The organism is Streptococcus sp. ZY171113, from assembly GCF_057748235.1.
In genome coordinates this window covers 765,752-780,399 of record NZ_CM173243.1, presented here as the reverse complement: position 1 = coordinate 780,399, position 14,648 = coordinate 765,752, and the positions used below count along the sequence as shown (strand labels likewise).

Genomic DNA, 14,648 nt, shown 5'->3' with positions numbered 1-14,648 from the left:
ACCCTTCCTATTATAGCTTATTTTCCTAAAAATAAAAAGACTTTTCTGAAAATCATTCAGAAAAGTCTTTAATTTTAACCTAGCCAATCAATTTCACCTAGCCCTTGCCTGGTCAAAAAGGCATTGGCTTTAGAAAAAGGCCTGCTGCCAAAAAAGCCGCGATAGGCAGATAGGGGGCTGGGATGGGCAGACTCCAAAACCAGGTGGTGGGGGTTGGTGATTAGGGCTTTTTTCTTTCTAGCATAGGCTCCCCAGAGGACAAAGACCACAGGCTCCGCCTTCTCATTGGCCACCGTAATCACCGCATCGGTAAAGGGCTCCCAGATTTGCCCCGCATGGCCATTAGCCTGGCCCGCTGGAACGGTCAAACAAGCGTTGAGCAGAAGCACTCCCTGCTGGGCCCAAGTGGTCAAGTCATGGTGGGCCCGCTCGCCCACATCATCCGTCAGCTCCTTGAGGATATTTTGGAGAGATGGCGGAGCAGGCAGGTCGTTGGGGACTGAAAAGGACAAGCCCTGGGCCTGGTCAGGTCCGTGATAGGGATCTTGACCTAGGATAAGCACCTTGACCTCTTCTAGAGGAGTGGCGGTCAGGGCAGCGAAAACCTTGTCTCTGGGGGGGTAAACCAAACCAGACCCATAGACCTGGTCCATAAAGTGACCAATCTGACCGAAATACCCCTCTGGTAACTTATCCTTAATCTTGTCATGCCAAGTTGAATGCTGCATAAAAACCTCCTTTTCCCCTATTTTACACCATTTTGGCCACCAAGGCAAAAACCAGCCGACAAGCAGCTGGTTTTGGTGTCATAGAAAGTTTTTCAGGAAATTTACAGAAAAATATAAAATCCAGTTGGTTCATGCTGCCTCTATCGGACTAGCCTTAGTAAACCGCCAACCGTTTTTCCAGTTGTGTCTGACCGACAGCATAGAGGGTGCAAATTGCCCAGTATATAAGGGCTACACAGATATAAACGGTCATGTAATCCGACTTGGCTCCGCCCACAATTTTAGCTTTCTGGAACATCTCCGGTACCGTAATCATGGCAGTCATGGACGTTCCCTTGACCATGTCCAGAAGAACATTGCTCAGGGGCGGCACCGCAATCCGAAAGGCCTGGGGGATAATAACCCGCCGATAGATAATCGGCGTTGGTAAACCAAGTGCCCTAGCCGCTTCCCATTGCCCCTTATCAACCGCTAAGAGGGCCGAGCGAATAATCTCGGCGATAAAAGCACTAGACATGAGGGTGAAGGCCAAGATACTGGAAGTCACGGCGTCAAAACGGATGTTAATGTAAGGCAGGCCAAAATAGATAAAAAACAAGAGCACCATGAGGGGAATACCCCGCATAAGGGACATATGGGCCTGGGCCAGAAATCTCAAGAAAGTCACCCTGGACATCTTGGCTAGGGCCACGAAAAAGCCCAGGATGGTCCCTAGAAAACAGCCCACCAGCGACAGAAACAAAGTAAAGGGAAGGCCCTCCAAAATCTTTGGAATGGCCACCCGTGCAATGTCAGGGTTAAACAACCCCAGCCAATTAATGGTCATAAGTCCTCCTTGAGCAATGATGAGGTCATCAGATAATGTGGCAATCACCACCAGGTGTCGCCAACTCCCTTACAAAAAAGTTGATTAAGGTCAAATTCCACAGACTTAATCGCAATTTTTAGGAAAATGGCAGAGCAGAAACTATCGATTTGATTTGGTGGGCAGTTGCAGAACACGCCCTTCTGGTCAAAAAGAGGCGGATTAAAACCGCCTCCTCTACGCTTAGTCTAGTGAAACTACTGGTAGCTTGTCAGCTCCCTCTTCTGGCTTGGTCAAATCCATGCCGTTGTAGTATTTCTCGGACAGTTTTTTGAGGGTACCGTCTGCTTTGAGCTCCTCGATGATTGGGTCAATTTTCGCTTTCAGGCTATCATCAGCTTTAGACATAACCATCGCTTGCTCAGTTGGGTTATACTTGGCATCACCCATCTTGATATTAGGAAATTGCTCCTTCATCAAGTCAACAAAGAGAACCTGAGTGTAATAATCGTTTGGAATAAAGTCAGTACGGCCATTGTCAACATCACGCAGGTAAACATCACCAGATACATTGTCGTAAGTTACCAGTTCCGCACCTTGTTTTTCAGCCAATTTCATGTAGTTGGTACCAGCCTCACCAGCAGCTTTTTTGCCCTTCCAGTCAGACAGGTCTGCTTTTTCGATGCCAGATGAACCATCCGCACGGACAATCATGCCACCCACAGAATACTTATACGGGGTAGAGAGGTTGTACTTTTCTTGGCGTTCTGCTGTTGCATCCAAGTTATTGACAAACAGGTCTACCGAACCGTTATCAACGGATGCAAATGATTCTGCAAAGGCCAATTCAGTGTACTCAACCTTAACCCCCAAGCGGTTAGCGATTTCGTTGAGCATCTCGATTTCATAACCGACCAACTCGTCCTTGTCGTTATGGTAAGAGGTTGGCCAGTAGGTTCCTGGGGTCGCTACCTTGAGCACGCCAGCTTTTTCAATCTTCTCCCACTGGGTTTCCTCAGTTGCTTTAGGGGAACAAGCGACCAGAAAAACTGACAAAGCCAGAGCTAAGACAGCATACAACTTTTTCAACATGAGTGAAAAATCTCCTTATGATAAAAATGATTTTTTTGAGGTAAGATTACCACGTTTTCTAGCTTACCAAGTTCGGCCCATTTTTGCAACCGATTTATATCACTTCTAGCAAGTTCTATCCTATAACAGTTGCGAGCCTTTTCCTCCCCTATCCTATAACAAGCCCCAAGCCCTCTAGCTGCTCTGCTATGGCCAAAAGCAAATCCTCCCGCCCCTTGGCTGCCATGAGCTGGACACCAAGTGGCAAACCGTCTTCCCGCTCGTGAACAGGCAGGCTCAGGGCTGGCTGCCCCGTCAGGTTGGCGTGGGCCGTGATGGGGGTCACCGCCAAGGCCTTGGCAAACATGGCCCATAGCAGGTCCTGCTGCTGGGAAATGGCCAAGCGGTCAATCTGGCTCAGTTCATCCATTAGGCTAGGTTCTGGAGACAGCTGGCCGTGTTTAGGGGCCACATCAGCCACCGTCGGCGTCAACAGCAGGTCATAGTGCTGGTGAAAGAGGGCCATCTGATGGCTAAAACGGTCCCAGTCCTGAAGGGTCTGAGAATAGAGCTTAGCAGGAATCCCTTGACCACTCTGGAAAATAGCCCAGGTCATGGGCTCCATATCAGCTGGGGTCATGGCCCGCCCCAGACCAGCCTCTATCTCATCAAACATCTGGGCCGTCTCTACGCTGTTCATCAGGTAGTAGGACCTGAGTAGAGCCACCGCATCCACAGGGTAGCGGTCCAACTCAAGCAACTCATGACCCAGGTCTTTCAGGGCCTGGACCGTCTTCAAGACAGCCTCCTGAGCTGGTCGGGTCATGACCGTTCCCACGGGTGACTCCAGATAGTACCCGATTTTCAGCGGTCGATTAAAACGGCCAAAAATCTGGTCCTTGGACAGGGTCGGCAGAGGAAAGGGTGCCTCTAATTGACAGGTCTGCATCTGGTAGAGCAGGGCCTGGGTATCACGCACCGACTTGGTCAGAAAAAAGTGACTGGACGCCCCCTGCCAGCCTCGGAAGGAGCCAGGTCCCACTGGCACCCGACCCCTGGTCGGCTTGAGACCAATCAGGCCGTTAAAACTAGCTGGAATCCGAATGGAGCCACCACCGTCAGACGCCCCAGCTACCGCCACCATGCCGCTGGCCACTGCAGCAGCCGCACCGCCTGATGAGCCGCCTGCGTTACGGGTCAGGTCACGAGGGTGGTTGACCACCCCGTGCAAGCTGCTATCCGAAATGTTCTTAAAGCCAAATTCAGGCGTGTTGGTCCGACCCAGAACGATAAAGCCCAGCTCCGCCACCCGTTTGACGTAGTTATCCGTCTGCTGGGCCCGATAATCAGCAAAGAGCCGTGAACCTGAGGTGGACAACTGTCCAGCCTGGTTCTGGCCCAAATCCTTGAGCAAAATCGGTACCCCAGAAAAAGGCTGGTCAAACCGCCCCTCCCTATCCAGCTGGTCAGCCTTTGCCAAGGCCTCCTCAAACTGGGTGCTGACCACCGCATTGAGCTGAGGATTGAGGGCCTCAATCCGTTCAATACTGGCTGACACCAGTTCTCTGGCAGAAATCTTGTTTTCCTTGAGCAGGCTAGCCTGCCCCAAGGCATCCTTGTCTAACATCACATTCTCCTTATTCTTTCCCACAGGGTCTTATCCTCTTCAAAATAGGTTCCCAGACCAGCTAAACATTCCCAATCAGCCACCGTCAAGACCAGGTCCTCCTCCTGACAAATGGTACAAAACTCATCAAAGACCAAGCCCCATTCATCATGCTCAAGATACAATTCTAGTTTCATCAAATCAACAGTAGGTAACGGATAATCATGAATCAGTTGATCAAGTTTTTCAGCAATCTCTATCATCCTATTCTCCACCTTAAGCAAAAGAGGTCGGAACCGTCCAAACCTCTTCTCATTTGCCAAGCTGCGACTTAGCGTTCCACACGCAGGCCCTGGGTGTCCACAATCAGCTGGGCCACCTCGCCATCATGTCCCAGAGCCAAGACAGCCTGGCTGATGGCCTCAACCTTGTCCCGAGGGGCCAAAATCATAATGGTTGGGCCAGCCCCTGACAGGTAAACCCCGTAGGCGCCCGTTTCTAGAGCTGTCGATTTGACGCTGGCAAATTCCTTGACCAGGCTCTGGCGAAAAGGCTCATGGAAATGGTCGTTCTGAATGGCCTTGCCCGCCAGAACCATATCTCCTGTCAAGAGGCCTGTAATGGCCATGTTGGCCACCGCACTAGCTGCTACCGCCTGCTTGTAGGACAACTCGGTCGGCAGAACCCCACGGCTCTCGCTGGTTTTCAATTCATAACTTGGGATATAAGCCAGTAGCGAGCAGACTGGGAAAGGGGCCACCAGGTGGTTGAGCTCACCATCCACATAGGAAGCCACCACCAAATTACCAAAAATCGCCGGTGCCACGTTGTCTGGGTGGCCCTCCATGGCGTTAGCCATGTGGAGCTTTTCCTGGTCGGTCAAATTGAGCTTGCCCAGCTGGTTGGCCAATTCAATCCCAGCCACGATGACTGAACTCGATGAGCCCAAACCACGAGCCAAAGGAATATCGCTAACCATCCGCAGGCGGTGGGGCGGCAAATCCGCAGACACCTGCAAGGCCGTTTCTAAGAGTAAATTCCGCTCATCGCTGGGAATGCCCTCACCTAAATCATGCTCAATCAACCAGCTGTCCGCTGGTTCAAGAACCTCAACCGTCAGGTAACGGGACACCGCCACCCCAACCGAGTCAAAGCCCGGCCCAATATTGGCTGAGGTTGCTGGTACGATAATCTTCATCTTACGCCCCCAAAACCTTAAAACTGTTGAGCAGGGCAAAGTCCGCCTCTGCCGCGATGGCCGCCGTCACCCGCTCCAGCTGAACCAGGTTCATCTCATGGGTGATGATGACCACCCGAGCTAGGCCCCCCTTAGCCTCATGCTGGAAGACCTGCTGGAAGGAGACCCCTTCTTGGGTAAATAGCTGAGCTAACTTGAGGAGTTGGCCTGTTTGATCCTTCATTTGGACAGCCACATAGTAAGAGCTGATCACGTCCTGCGGAGCCGCCAGACGGGTTTCCTGACTAAAGCCGTTGAACGCCTCAACTGGCTGGCTGCCGCCAATGGATTTGGCCAGGGCAATCAAATCTGCCACCACAGAGGTCGCTGTGGGCTTCTGCCCCGCTCCTGGCCCATAAAACATGGACTGGCCGATGCCGATGGACTCCACGAAAACAGCATTCATGACCCCATTGACCCCAGCAAGAGGGTGGGAAACGGGCACAAAGGTCGGCGACACATCAACCGCCAGGCCAGAAGCCATCTCGGCCACCGAGCCCACCAGCTTGATGACATAGCCCAGTTTCTGAGCCGCGGCCACGTCATCGGTCGTGATGGTCGAAATCCCCTTGTGGCTGACGCTGGCAAAATCCAAGGTCATGCCAAAGCCAAACTGGCTGAGAATGGCTGCCTTGTAGGCTGCGTCAATCCCTTCCACGTCATTGGTCGGGTCGCTCTCTGCATAACCCAGTGACTGGGCTGTCGCCAGGGCCTGGTCATAAGACCAGCCCTCGTCCACCATCTTGGTCAACATGAAGTTGGACGTGCCGTTTAGAACCCCCAAAATTCGGGTAATCTTGTCCGAGGTAAAGGCTGTTGCCAGGGTCCGCAAAATCGGAATCCCCCCAGCCACCGCTGCCTCGTAGTAGAAGCCAACCTGGTTTTCCTTGGCCAGAGCCAAGAGCTCTGACCCGTGCAGGGCAATCAAGTCCTTGTTGGCCGACACCACATGCTTGCCAGCAGCCAAGGCTTGGCTGATAAAGGTCTTAGCCGGCTCAATCCGACCCATGAGTTCCACCACAATGACAATCTCTGGGTCAGACAAAATAGCTGCCACATCGGTCACAAAGTTGTAGGCATGACCAGCAGCCTCCAAACGGTTCTTTTCGTCTTCATCCTTGACCAATACCTTGGCAATCTCCAAACGGCCACCCATGGCCTGTTCAATCTTGTGGGCATTTTCTTCTAACAGGAAGGGGATGCCGCTGGCAACCGTGCCAAATCCCAATAATCCAATCTTAATCGACATGAGGTCTCCTTTATACACATTAGCTAGAGTGACAACTGAATTGTCACCAGTCTCTCAAATTATACCATAAAAAAGCCTGCAAAAGCTAATCTGCAGGACCTTATTCACTCTAAAAACCACCCTCATCATAAAATTTTGAATTTACCAAGTAGTACGGCTGGTAATTTTCAATCATTTGCAACAAAAAAGCTTCCAACTCATCATAAACAGATAGATCCCCAATCATCTCCTTGTAGGCCTCTCGCTCCTCCTCATTGGCCATTTTCTTGAAATAGCCCCAGATGTGCTGGTAGGCCGTTCTTAGGGTCGCTGGGGTTGGAGCAATGGCTGCCGCTTCTACTAGGAGTTGTTCAAAGACCAACTCCTTCTCTGCTGACCAGGCATTGCCCTTGAAGAGCTGGCGAATCGCATTGTAGTGGGCCTGAGAATGGGCCATGACCCAGTATTTATGATAAGCCCAGCGTTCTTGAACACTTGTCATCGTAACTCCTTTACTTTCCCTACAAGAAATCCCTCCAATTGACTAAGCAAATGAAGGGATTGTTGATTAAAATCGAATGATTTCTCGCGTCTTTTCATAAGACGTTACAAAGCGCTCGGTAACACCTGGCTCAACCAGTTCCAAAGCGTAAGAAATCTCGTCAAAAGCTCCACGGTAATCATGGTTGATTTCAAACAATTCCAAGGCCAGGTCAAAGCTCGATTGAACACCATGGTCAAAACTGCGGTAGCGGTTTGAGTACTGGAGCAACTGCTCCGTCAAAGTCGCGTATTGAACGACACTGTAGGTCGTCTCTTCCAGTTTTAAGACGGCTTTTTCAGTTGAAGTCACCAATTCATTAACGGTTTTAATGTCCACACGGTTACGGTCAAGCTCCGTCATCAAAGACTCCACTTGCGAGCTCGTGCTGAAGAAAATGGTCAGAAATTCTTGAGGAATACCTGGCAAGCGGCGTTTCTCCATGAAACGTTTAATCACATGCAGGTGATTAACAATTTTATCCAAGAAACGACGGGCAGCTGTTTCATCTTTTTCAACCTGCTTCAAAACATCAACCAAGGCCAGCTGCTCTTTTTCAACCTGCTCCAAGGTTTTAACTGTATTACCATAAACCGTCTCAAGAATCGTAAACGGCTGTTCAGGCAAATCGCCGTCCGTCAGACCTGGCAAGACTTCTGTCTCAATCTTGTCCAAATCTCTGCTCAGGGATTTCATCGCCCCAATTTGAGCCTCATCCAAGATATACGTTTGAGACAAGCGAAGAATTTCGTCGTTGAGCTTGCTATGGTTGGCCTTAGCGTGTTCCAGATAGGAAGGGATTAAACGAATGCTCTTTTTTACCTTTTTGTGGGCTGCAATTTCCTTTTCAAAGAAATCATAAAGGTCAGACAAACGTTCCTCAATATCAGCAACACCCGTTTCAACCTTGTCCAGCTCTAAACCTGCCAAGTCGGCCTTGCTCGCTGAGAGGGCCTCACGCACGGTCTGGAAACGTTTCTCAATTGGGTAATCACCAAAATGGTAACCGTCCTCCAAGAGTTGAGCATAGCCAGTTTCTAAATCTTCCAACTTGTCTGGTAGCTGATGTTCCAACTGCTGAACATGGCCAGGGATTTGCTCACTGATTTGCCCCAAGGCAATGGTATGCTCCTCAGCGCGCTCCAAGGTATGGGCAGCTTCGAGCGGGTCACCCGACGAGTTGAGGGCAACAAACTGCGAAAATTCTTCCTGAATCGTCCGCAGCTGTCGCTGAATTTCTGGCACGGCCAGACCCAACTGAGGGCTCAAGGTTACCAGATGATTGTCCAGTTCCTCATACAAATCCAAGGCATACTTGACCCGAGAGCTGTTTTTGTCCTCTTGCTCCCGCAAGGTTGACAAACCAGCGTGCAGGTCAGCAACTTCCTGACCAGTCAGGGTCAGCTCTTCATCCAAGTCAGCCAAAATCTGCTTCACCTTCAGAAAACGGAAGGTGTCATTTAGCAATTCTGCCTCTTCTAGGTTTTCGGTCAATCTGGGAAATGTAGTCGCCGTCAGCTCTTGCCACTGACTTCGCAGGGTTTCAAAACCGTCTTGACTCTGCCCAACCAAGTGCAAATGATCAATGGCTTCAATTTCCTCTGCAATCGGAAGAGCTAATAGAGCGTCTTTTCGCTCTTCCAAAGCTGCCAAACGGCCATCATTTTTCTTACGAGTCATAACGCCAATCAGGTAAGCAATCAAGACAATCAATACGATTACCACAATCAGCAAGATTATTCCGCTCATAATGTCTCCTCAATTTGTCATTTTTAGTCTATATCATGACGATTATACCACACTTGCTAGACTTTGACAAAGGTCATTGCCTTTTTTAGATGTCAATAGTGGAATAAACGGCATTTTCCTCGATAAATTCACGGCGGGGCTCCACGTCATCACCCATCAGCATATCGAACAAGCGATCGGCCTCAGCAGCATCATCAACGGAAACCTGAGCCATGAGGCGACGTTCAGGGTCCATGGTGGTTTCCCACAACTGGTGGTCATCCATCTCACCCAGACCCTTGTAACGCTGAACCGTCGGCTTAGACCGGCCTTGGCTGTAACGGGCCACCGCTTCTTTGAGCTTCTCCTCCTGATCCAAACCAGGCTGGATGTACTCCTTAATCTCGCTACCAACCTTGACCCCGTAAATCGGCGGTTGAGCGATATACACATAACCCGCCTCAAGAATTGGCCGCATAAAGCGGTAAATCAAGGTCAAGAGCAAGGTCCGAATGTGGGCCCCGTCCACGTCCGCATCGGTCATGATGACCAGCTTGTGGTAGCGGGCCTTGGCCACATCAAAATCAGCACCAAAACCTGTTCCCATAGCCGTGAAAATGGTCCGAATCTCATTGTTGGCCAAAATCTTATCCATAGTGGCCTTTTCAACGTTAAGGATTTTACCCCGGATAGGCAGGATGGCTTGGAAGGCCCGGTCCCGACCAGACTTGGCTGAACCACCGGCCGAGTCCCCCTCTACGATGAAGAGTTCTGTCTGGCTAGGGTCATTGGACGAACAGTCAGCCAACTTACCAGGCAGGTTAGAAATCTCCAAACCTGATTTCTTACGGGTCACCTCACGGGCCCGCTTGGCTGCGATCCGAGCCTTGCTGGCTAAGATGCCCTTCTCAACAATCTTCCGAGCAATCTGCGGGTGCTCCAAGAGGAAACGGTTGAAGGCCTCGCTAAAGAGGCGGTTGGTAATCTTGACCACCTCGCTGTTGCCCAGCTTGGTCTTGGTCTGGCCCTCAAACTGAGGATGGGGGTGCTTGACCGAAATCACGGCCGTCAGGCCCTCACGCACGTCCTCACCCGTCAGGTTGTCGTCCTTCTCCTTGAGGATGTTATTCTTTTTAGCGTAGTCATTGATGACCCGCGTCAAGGCTGTCCTAAAGCCCTGTTCGTGGGTACCACCCTCATGGGTATGGATGTTGTTGGCAAAGCTGAGCACCGTCTCCGTATAAGCGGTAGTGTATTGCATGGCCACCTCAACGCTGATGCCATCTAGCTCCCCGTCCGTGTAAATCGGCTCCTCAAAGATGGCCTCTTTTTTCTCATTCAAGAAAGTGACATAGCTGGAAATCCCGCCTTCGTAATGGAAGGCCCTGGTTTCTGGTTCTTCTGAACGCTTATCGGTGATGGCAATCTTCAGGCCCTTGTTGAGGAAGGCTAATTCCTGGACCCGTTTGGCCAAACGGTCAAAATCGTATGTTGTCGTTTCCGTGAAAATCTCTGGGTCTGGCGTAAAGTGAACGGTCGTTCCTGTGCGATCAGTTTCACCGATAACAGCTAAGTCAGCCACAACCTCACCACGACGGTATTCTTGGAAATAAATCTGACCGTTCTTGTAAACCTTGACGTCCAACTGAGTGGACAGGGCATTTACAACGGAAGACCCTACCCCGTGAAGACCACCGGAAACCTTATAGCCACCACCGCCAAATTTACCACCTGCGTGGAGAACGGTAAAGACCGTCTCAACGGCTGGACGGCCAGTTTTTTCTTGGATGTCAACCGGAATCCCCCGACCATCGTCCACAACCGTAATAGAGTTATCTGGCTCAATAAAAACCTCAATCTGACTAGCAAAACCAGCCAAGGCCTCGTCGATGGAGTTATCAACAATCTCCCAGACCAGGTGGTGGAGACCTGCACTCGAGGTCGAACCGATATACATGCCTGGACGCATGCGAACAGCCTCCAAGCCTTCCAAGACCTGAATCTGACTGGCATCATACTCCTGAGCTAATTGGTCTAAATCTTTTTCTGTCATTACGAACCTCATTTCTTGAGCCTTGAAAGGCAACAAATCCTTCTTTTCATTATAGCATATTTTCTAACTTTTTAACAGAAAAATACCTTATTTACAAAAGAAAACTGACCATTTTCAGGTCAGTAGCCTCGTTCTTGTTGAAAAGACATGGATAAGACCAGCCCAACCCCAATCAGATTGGAGACCAAGGCCGAACCTCCTTGTGAAATGAAAGGAAGGGGAATTCCTGTCAAGGGCAAAAGACCGATGGCCGCCCCAATATTTTCAAAAATGTGAAAGAGAATCATCATGATGAAACCCGTTGAAATGTAGATGTAAAAACGGTTGTTGGAAGCTAGAGTAATCCGAAGCATCCGATAAATCAACATCAGGTAAAGGACCAGAACCAGGCTGGCTCCTACAAAACCAAAATTTTCACCGATGACTGTAAAAATCATGTCACTCTCTCGGACAGGAACCCGTAAATCAACCACATTGAAGCCCTTGCCTGCCAAGCCACCACTGCCGATTGAAATCATGCCCTGGGTCTGCTGGTAAGAAATCCCATCTGAGTAAGAAAAGGGATCCAGCCAGGCTGAAATGCGATTGAGCTGATAGGTATCCATGCCCAAGTCGTAGAGCCACTCCTTGCCCCCATCCTTGATAAAGACCAGGAGAAAACCACCGACGGCCAGGAACATGGCTGTTAGGCCTGATAAAATCAATTTCCAGCTCACGCCTGACAAAAGAACCATGCCCGATAAGATGGCTAGAAAAACCATGGCCGTTCCCAAATCCTTTTGGAAACCTAGAAGAACCAAGACTGGCAGGGTCAATAGCCCGTAAAAGAACAAGAGCCCCCAATCTCGCTTGAGGTTGGTTAGGGGGTAACGTTCTTGGTACCAAACCGTGACCACTGATAGGGCCAAGATGTAGGCAATCTTCATCATTTCCGATGGTTGAAAAAGGGTAATGTTGGCGATGGTTACCCAGTTTTTAGCCCCTGTTGCAGCCACCAATTCTGGACTGTAAAAGTAGAGGGGCAAGCCCATCAAGCCTAGACCAAGCAGGTAGAGGAAGGGACTGGATTTCCACAAAAAGGAGGTCCTAAACAACATGACCACAAAGGCCAACAGAATGCCGATAATGGTCCAGGCCAGTTGCTGGAACATCATTAGGTAAAGGTGGTCGGGGTAATCGTTAGCCACGGAGACAAAGATGGCGGCAAAGCCCACCAACAACAAGCAAAAAACTGGAAAGAGGAGGGACAAATCTATCCGCCCCTCCAAAGGACGTAATTTAGGCATCTTGCCACCTTTCGTTGAATACAGCAGCGGCCACAAAGTTCTTGACAGACCTCGTGAGCCCCTTAGAACCTATATTCACATCTCGGCATTCACCTGACTAGCTAGTTTTGGCTCACTCTTTGTCACATTTTTTGGTCATACGGGCAGTATTTCTGCAAAAATGTTTCTCGATTGCACCAAAACTAGCCTAGTCAATCAAATACTTCGATTGTGAATACAGGTTCTTATTTTAGTTTGTCCTGGTCATAAACATGGCTTTTTTCCAAGGCTGGGAAATCTTGCTGACGCAGGGCTTCATAAACCAGAAGGCAAACCGTGTTGGACACGTTAAGGCTACGAACATGGTCGTCGTTCATGGGGATACGAACCGTCTCTTCAGCGTGTTGCCGCATAAATTCCTCTGGCAAGCCCGTATCCTCTCGACCGAAGATAAAGTAATGGTCAAAAGAACCAGCATAGTCCACCTCTGAATAAACCCGCTCAGAAAACTTGGTGACCAGATGAAGCTGGCCAGAGCTGGCCTCCAAAAAAGCCTCTAGGCTATCGTAATAATAAACCTCCAACTTATCCCAGTAATCTAAGCCAGCCCGCTTCATCTTCTTGTCGTCAATGGGAAAACCCATGGGCTTGATGATGTGCAAGGGCGAATTGGTCGCCGCACAGGTTCGGGCAATATTACCCGTATTCTGTGGGATTTGGGGTTGGTACAGGACGATGTGATTACGATAGGTCATGGTCAGCTCTTTCCATACAAAAATAGCCACACCGTCCGGAAAATATCAGCAGACAGGCGTGACTGGCAGTCGCTCCTTAACTTAACTCACAACAGGTCAGAGGTAAATCAAGGAACACAAGATTAATTTTATCAAAGCAAGTCCTAGCTTGTCAAGTCCTGTGTCTATTTTTTTAAGATCTTTAGGTGCATTTTTCCTAAAAAAGAGTATAATGGGGAGGTGGGATGGCCTAGTCCTGTCAACTAGACCGCTCTGCGATTTTCCAAAAAGGATAAAAACATGAATATTATTATTGTTGGTGGCGGCAAGGTGGGCACAGCCCTCAGTCGGTCACTGCTCAAAGAAAGCCACTCGGTTACCCTGATTGATGAGGACGAACAGGTCATCAAAACCATTAGCAGGCATCAGGATATTCTGGGCGTTGTGGGCAATGGGGCTAACGCTCAAATTTTGGAGGATGTTGACATTCACCGTTGTGACATCTTCATCGCCCTGACCGACAAGGACGAGGTTAACATGATTGCGGCTGTTTTAGCCAAGACCATGGGGGCCAAAGAAACCATTGTTCGGGTGAGAAATCCTGAATACTCTAACTCCTATTTCAGAGATAAGAATGTCTTGGGCTTCTCACAAATCATTAACCCCGAATTGCTGACTGCCCGCTACATCGCAAATACGATTGAATTTCCCAATGCCTTGTCCGTTGAACAATTTGCAGGCGGTCGCATCATGCTCATGGCCTTCAAAATCAAGGATGGGAGCCCACTGTGCCACCTGTCCCTGCAAGAGTTCCGTCGGAAATTCAACAACATCCTGATCTGTGCCGTTTCCCGTGGCCAGGAGGCCATTATCCCCGATGGCACCAGTACCATTCAGGCTGGCGATACCATTTATGTCACTGGTAAACGGCCTGCCATGGTCAATTTCCATAACCGCATCAAGTCCCAGTCCATTCAGCGTTTCCTCGTCATTGGGGCGGGCAAGATTGCCTACTATTTGATGAAAATCCTCAATGACACCAAGGTCAGGGTCAAAATTCTGGAAATCGACCAAAAACGGGCCGAGTATTTCAGCCAAGAATTTCCCCATGCCCATATTGTCAAGGGAGATGGAACAGCCAAGTCCGTCCTTCTGGAAGAGGGGGTCGAGCATTACGATGCTGTTGCAACCCTAACAGGTGTTGACGAGGAGAACATCATCGCCTCCATGTACCTTGAAAACCTAGGGATTCCCAAAAACATTACCAAGGTTAATCGGACCAGCCTGCTGGAAATTCTAGGAGATCGGGACTTTTCGACCATTGTGACACCTAAGCTCATCGCGGTTGACAGCATGATGCACTTCATCCGTGGTCGAAAAAATGCCATGGATTCTAGCCTTGAAGCCCTCCACCACATTGCAGGCGGGCAAGTCGAGACCCTGCAATTTATCGTCACCGACCACAACAGGGCGACAGACCGCCCTCTGGATAGCCTACCGTTCAAGCCCCATGTGGTGATTATGGGCATTATCCGTCAAGGCAAGGCCATTTTCCCAACAGGTCAAGACACCATTCAGGTCGGCGACAAGGTCATCGTGGCCACCCGCCAGCAGAATATTCACCACATCTGCGACCTACTGGACTAGGAGGC

The 14,648-nt window shown here is 49.8% G+C and carries 13 protein-coding genes; 1 reads left to right on the top strand and 12 read right to left on the bottom strand.

Annotated elements, in window-relative coordinates:
* Positions 1 to 74: 74 nt before the first annotated feature.
* The 12 genes from ung to AC3ARB_RS03530 all read right to left on the bottom strand — a co-directional run bounded on the left by ung (position 75) and on the right by AC3ARB_RS03530 (position 13,017).
* Positions 75 to 728, bottom strand: coding sequence for a uracil-DNA glycosylase (gene ung, locus AC3ARB_RS03585; RefSeq protein WP_488321193.1), 654 nt, complete (start codon positions 726 to 728; stop codon positions 75 to 77).
* Between the two features lie 154 nt (positions 729 to 882).
* The gene (locus tag AC3ARB_RS03580) at positions 883 to 1,554 is read right to left on the bottom strand and encodes an amino acid ABC transporter permease (protein ID WP_488321192.1); all 672 of its coding nucleotides are present in this window, start codon (positions 1,552 to 1,554) and stop codon (positions 883 to 885) included.
* Between the two features lie 222 nt (positions 1,555 to 1,776).
* The gene (locus AC3ARB_RS03575; protein WP_488321191.1) at positions 1,777 to 2,625 is read right to left on the bottom strand and encodes a transporter substrate-binding domain-containing protein; all 849 of its coding nucleotides are present in this window, start codon (positions 2,623 to 2,625) and stop codon (positions 1,777 to 1,779) included.
* A gap of 148 nt (positions 2,626 to 2,773) precedes the next feature.
* Positions 2,774 to 4,231: an amidase gene (locus tag AC3ARB_RS03570; RefSeq protein WP_488321190.1), complete on the bottom strand. Its 1,458-nt coding sequence runs from the start codon at positions 4,229 to 4,231 to the stop codon at positions 2,774 to 2,776.
* Positions 4,231 to 4,473: a hypothetical protein gene (locus tag AC3ARB_RS03565; RefSeq protein ID WP_488321189.1), complete on the bottom strand. Its 243-nt coding sequence runs from the start codon at positions 4,471 to 4,473 to the stop codon at positions 4,231 to 4,233. Before AC3ARB_RS03565 ends, AC3ARB_RS03570 begins: the two co-directional genes overlap by 1 nt.
* Before the next feature lie 68 nt (positions 4,474 to 4,541).
* Positions 4,542 to 5,408 carry a homoserine kinase gene (gene thrB, locus AC3ARB_RS03560; protein WP_488321188.1) on the bottom strand — a complete coding sequence of 289 codons (867 nt, stop codon included), beginning with the start codon at positions 5,406 to 5,408 and terminating at the stop codon, positions 4,542 to 4,544.
* A 1-nt stretch (position 5,409) separates the two neighbouring features.
* Positions 5,410 to 6,696, bottom strand: coding sequence for a homoserine dehydrogenase (locus AC3ARB_RS03555; protein ID WP_488321187.1), 1,287 nt, complete (start codon positions 6,694 to 6,696; stop codon positions 5,410 to 5,412).
* A 109-nt stretch (positions 6,697 to 6,805) separates the two neighbouring features.
* Positions 6,806 to 7,177 carry a DUF1722 domain-containing protein gene (locus AC3ARB_RS03550; RefSeq protein ID WP_488321186.1) on the bottom strand — a complete coding sequence of 124 codons (372 nt, stop codon included), beginning with the start codon at positions 7,175 to 7,177 and terminating at the stop codon, positions 6,806 to 6,808.
* A gap of 66 nt (positions 7,178 to 7,243) precedes the next feature.
* Complete coding sequence (locus AC3ARB_RS03545; RefSeq protein WP_488321522.1) at positions 7,244 to 8,968, bottom strand: septation ring formation regulator EzrA; 1,725 nt, start codon at positions 8,966 to 8,968, stop codon at positions 7,244 to 7,246.
* Positions 8,969 to 9,050: 82 nt separating this feature from the next.
* Positions 9,051 to 10,997, bottom strand: a complete 1,947-nt coding sequence (gyrB, locus tag AC3ARB_RS03540) for a DNA topoisomerase (ATP-hydrolyzing) subunit B (RefSeq protein WP_488321185.1) — start codon at positions 10,995 to 10,997, stop codon at positions 9,051 to 9,053.
* A 119-nt stretch (positions 10,998 to 11,116) separates the two neighbouring features.
* Positions 11,117 to 12,283 (bottom strand): FtsW/RodA/SpoVE family cell cycle protein, encoded by a 1,167-nt coding sequence (locus AC3ARB_RS03535; RefSeq protein ID WP_488321184.1) that lies wholly within the window; start codon positions 12,281 to 12,283, stop codon positions 11,117 to 11,119.
* Between the two features lie 224 nt (positions 12,284 to 12,507).
* Positions 12,508 to 13,017, bottom strand: a complete 510-nt coding sequence (locus AC3ARB_RS03530; RefSeq protein ID WP_488321183.1) for a tRNA (cytidine(34)-2'-O)-methyltransferase — start codon at positions 13,015 to 13,017, stop codon at positions 12,508 to 12,510.
* Between the two features lie 279 nt (positions 13,018 to 13,296).
* On the opposite strand from AC3ARB_RS03530, the gene trkA reads away from it, so the two are divergent.
* Positions 13,297 to 14,643, top strand: coding sequence for a Trk system potassium transporter TrkA (gene trkA, locus AC3ARB_RS03525; protein ID WP_488321182.1), 1,347 nt, complete (start codon positions 13,297 to 13,299; stop codon positions 14,641 to 14,643).
* Positions 14,644 to 14,648 lie beyond the last annotated feature (5 nt).

What these genes read in the sequence shown, in the direction of transcription:
- ung (WP_488321193.1), bottom strand. Translation starts at nt 728, where the DNA reads ATGCAGCATTCAACTTGGCATGACAAGATTAAGGATAAGTTACCAGAG.
- AC3ARB_RS03580 (WP_488321192.1), bottom strand. Translation starts at nt 1,554, where the DNA reads ATGACCATTAATTGGCTGGGGTTGTTTAACCCTGACATTGCACGGGTG.
- AC3ARB_RS03575 (WP_488321191.1), bottom strand. Translation starts at nt 2,625, where the DNA reads ATGTTGAAAAAGTTGTATGCTGTCTTAGCTCTGGCTTTGTCAGTTTTT.
- AC3ARB_RS03570 (WP_488321190.1), bottom strand. Translation starts at nt 4,231, where the DNA reads ATGTTAGACAAGGATGCCTTGGGGCAGGCTAGCCTGCTCAAGGAAAAC.
- AC3ARB_RS03565 (WP_488321189.1), bottom strand. Translation starts at nt 4,473, where the DNA reads ATGATAGAGATTGCTGAAAAACTTGATCAACTGATTCATGATTATCCG.
- thrB (WP_488321188.1), bottom strand. Translation starts at nt 5,408, where the DNA reads ATGAAGATTATCGTACCAGCAACCTCAGCCAATATTGGGCCGGGCTTT.
- AC3ARB_RS03555 (WP_488321187.1), bottom strand. Translation starts at nt 6,696, where the DNA reads ATGTCGATTAAGATTGGATTATTGGGATTTGGCACGGTTGCCAGCGGC.
- AC3ARB_RS03550 (WP_488321186.1), bottom strand. Translation starts at nt 7,177, where the DNA reads ATGACAAGTGTTCAAGAACGCTGGGCTTATCATAAATACTGGGTCATG.
- gyrB (WP_488321185.1), bottom strand. Translation starts at nt 10,997, where the DNA reads ATGACAGAAAAAGATTTAGACCAATTAGCTCAGGAGTATGATGCCAGT.
- AC3ARB_RS03535 (WP_488321184.1), bottom strand. Translation starts at nt 12,283, where the DNA reads ATGCCTAAATTACGTCCTTTGGAGGGGCGGATAGATTTGTCCCTCCTC.
- AC3ARB_RS03530 (WP_488321183.1), bottom strand. Translation starts at nt 13,017, where the DNA reads ATGACCTATCGTAATCACATCGTCCTGTACCAACCCCAAATCCCACAG.
- trkA (WP_488321182.1), top strand. Translation starts at nt 13,297, where the DNA reads ATGAATATTATTATTGTTGGTGGCGGCAAGGTGGGCACAGCCCTCAGT.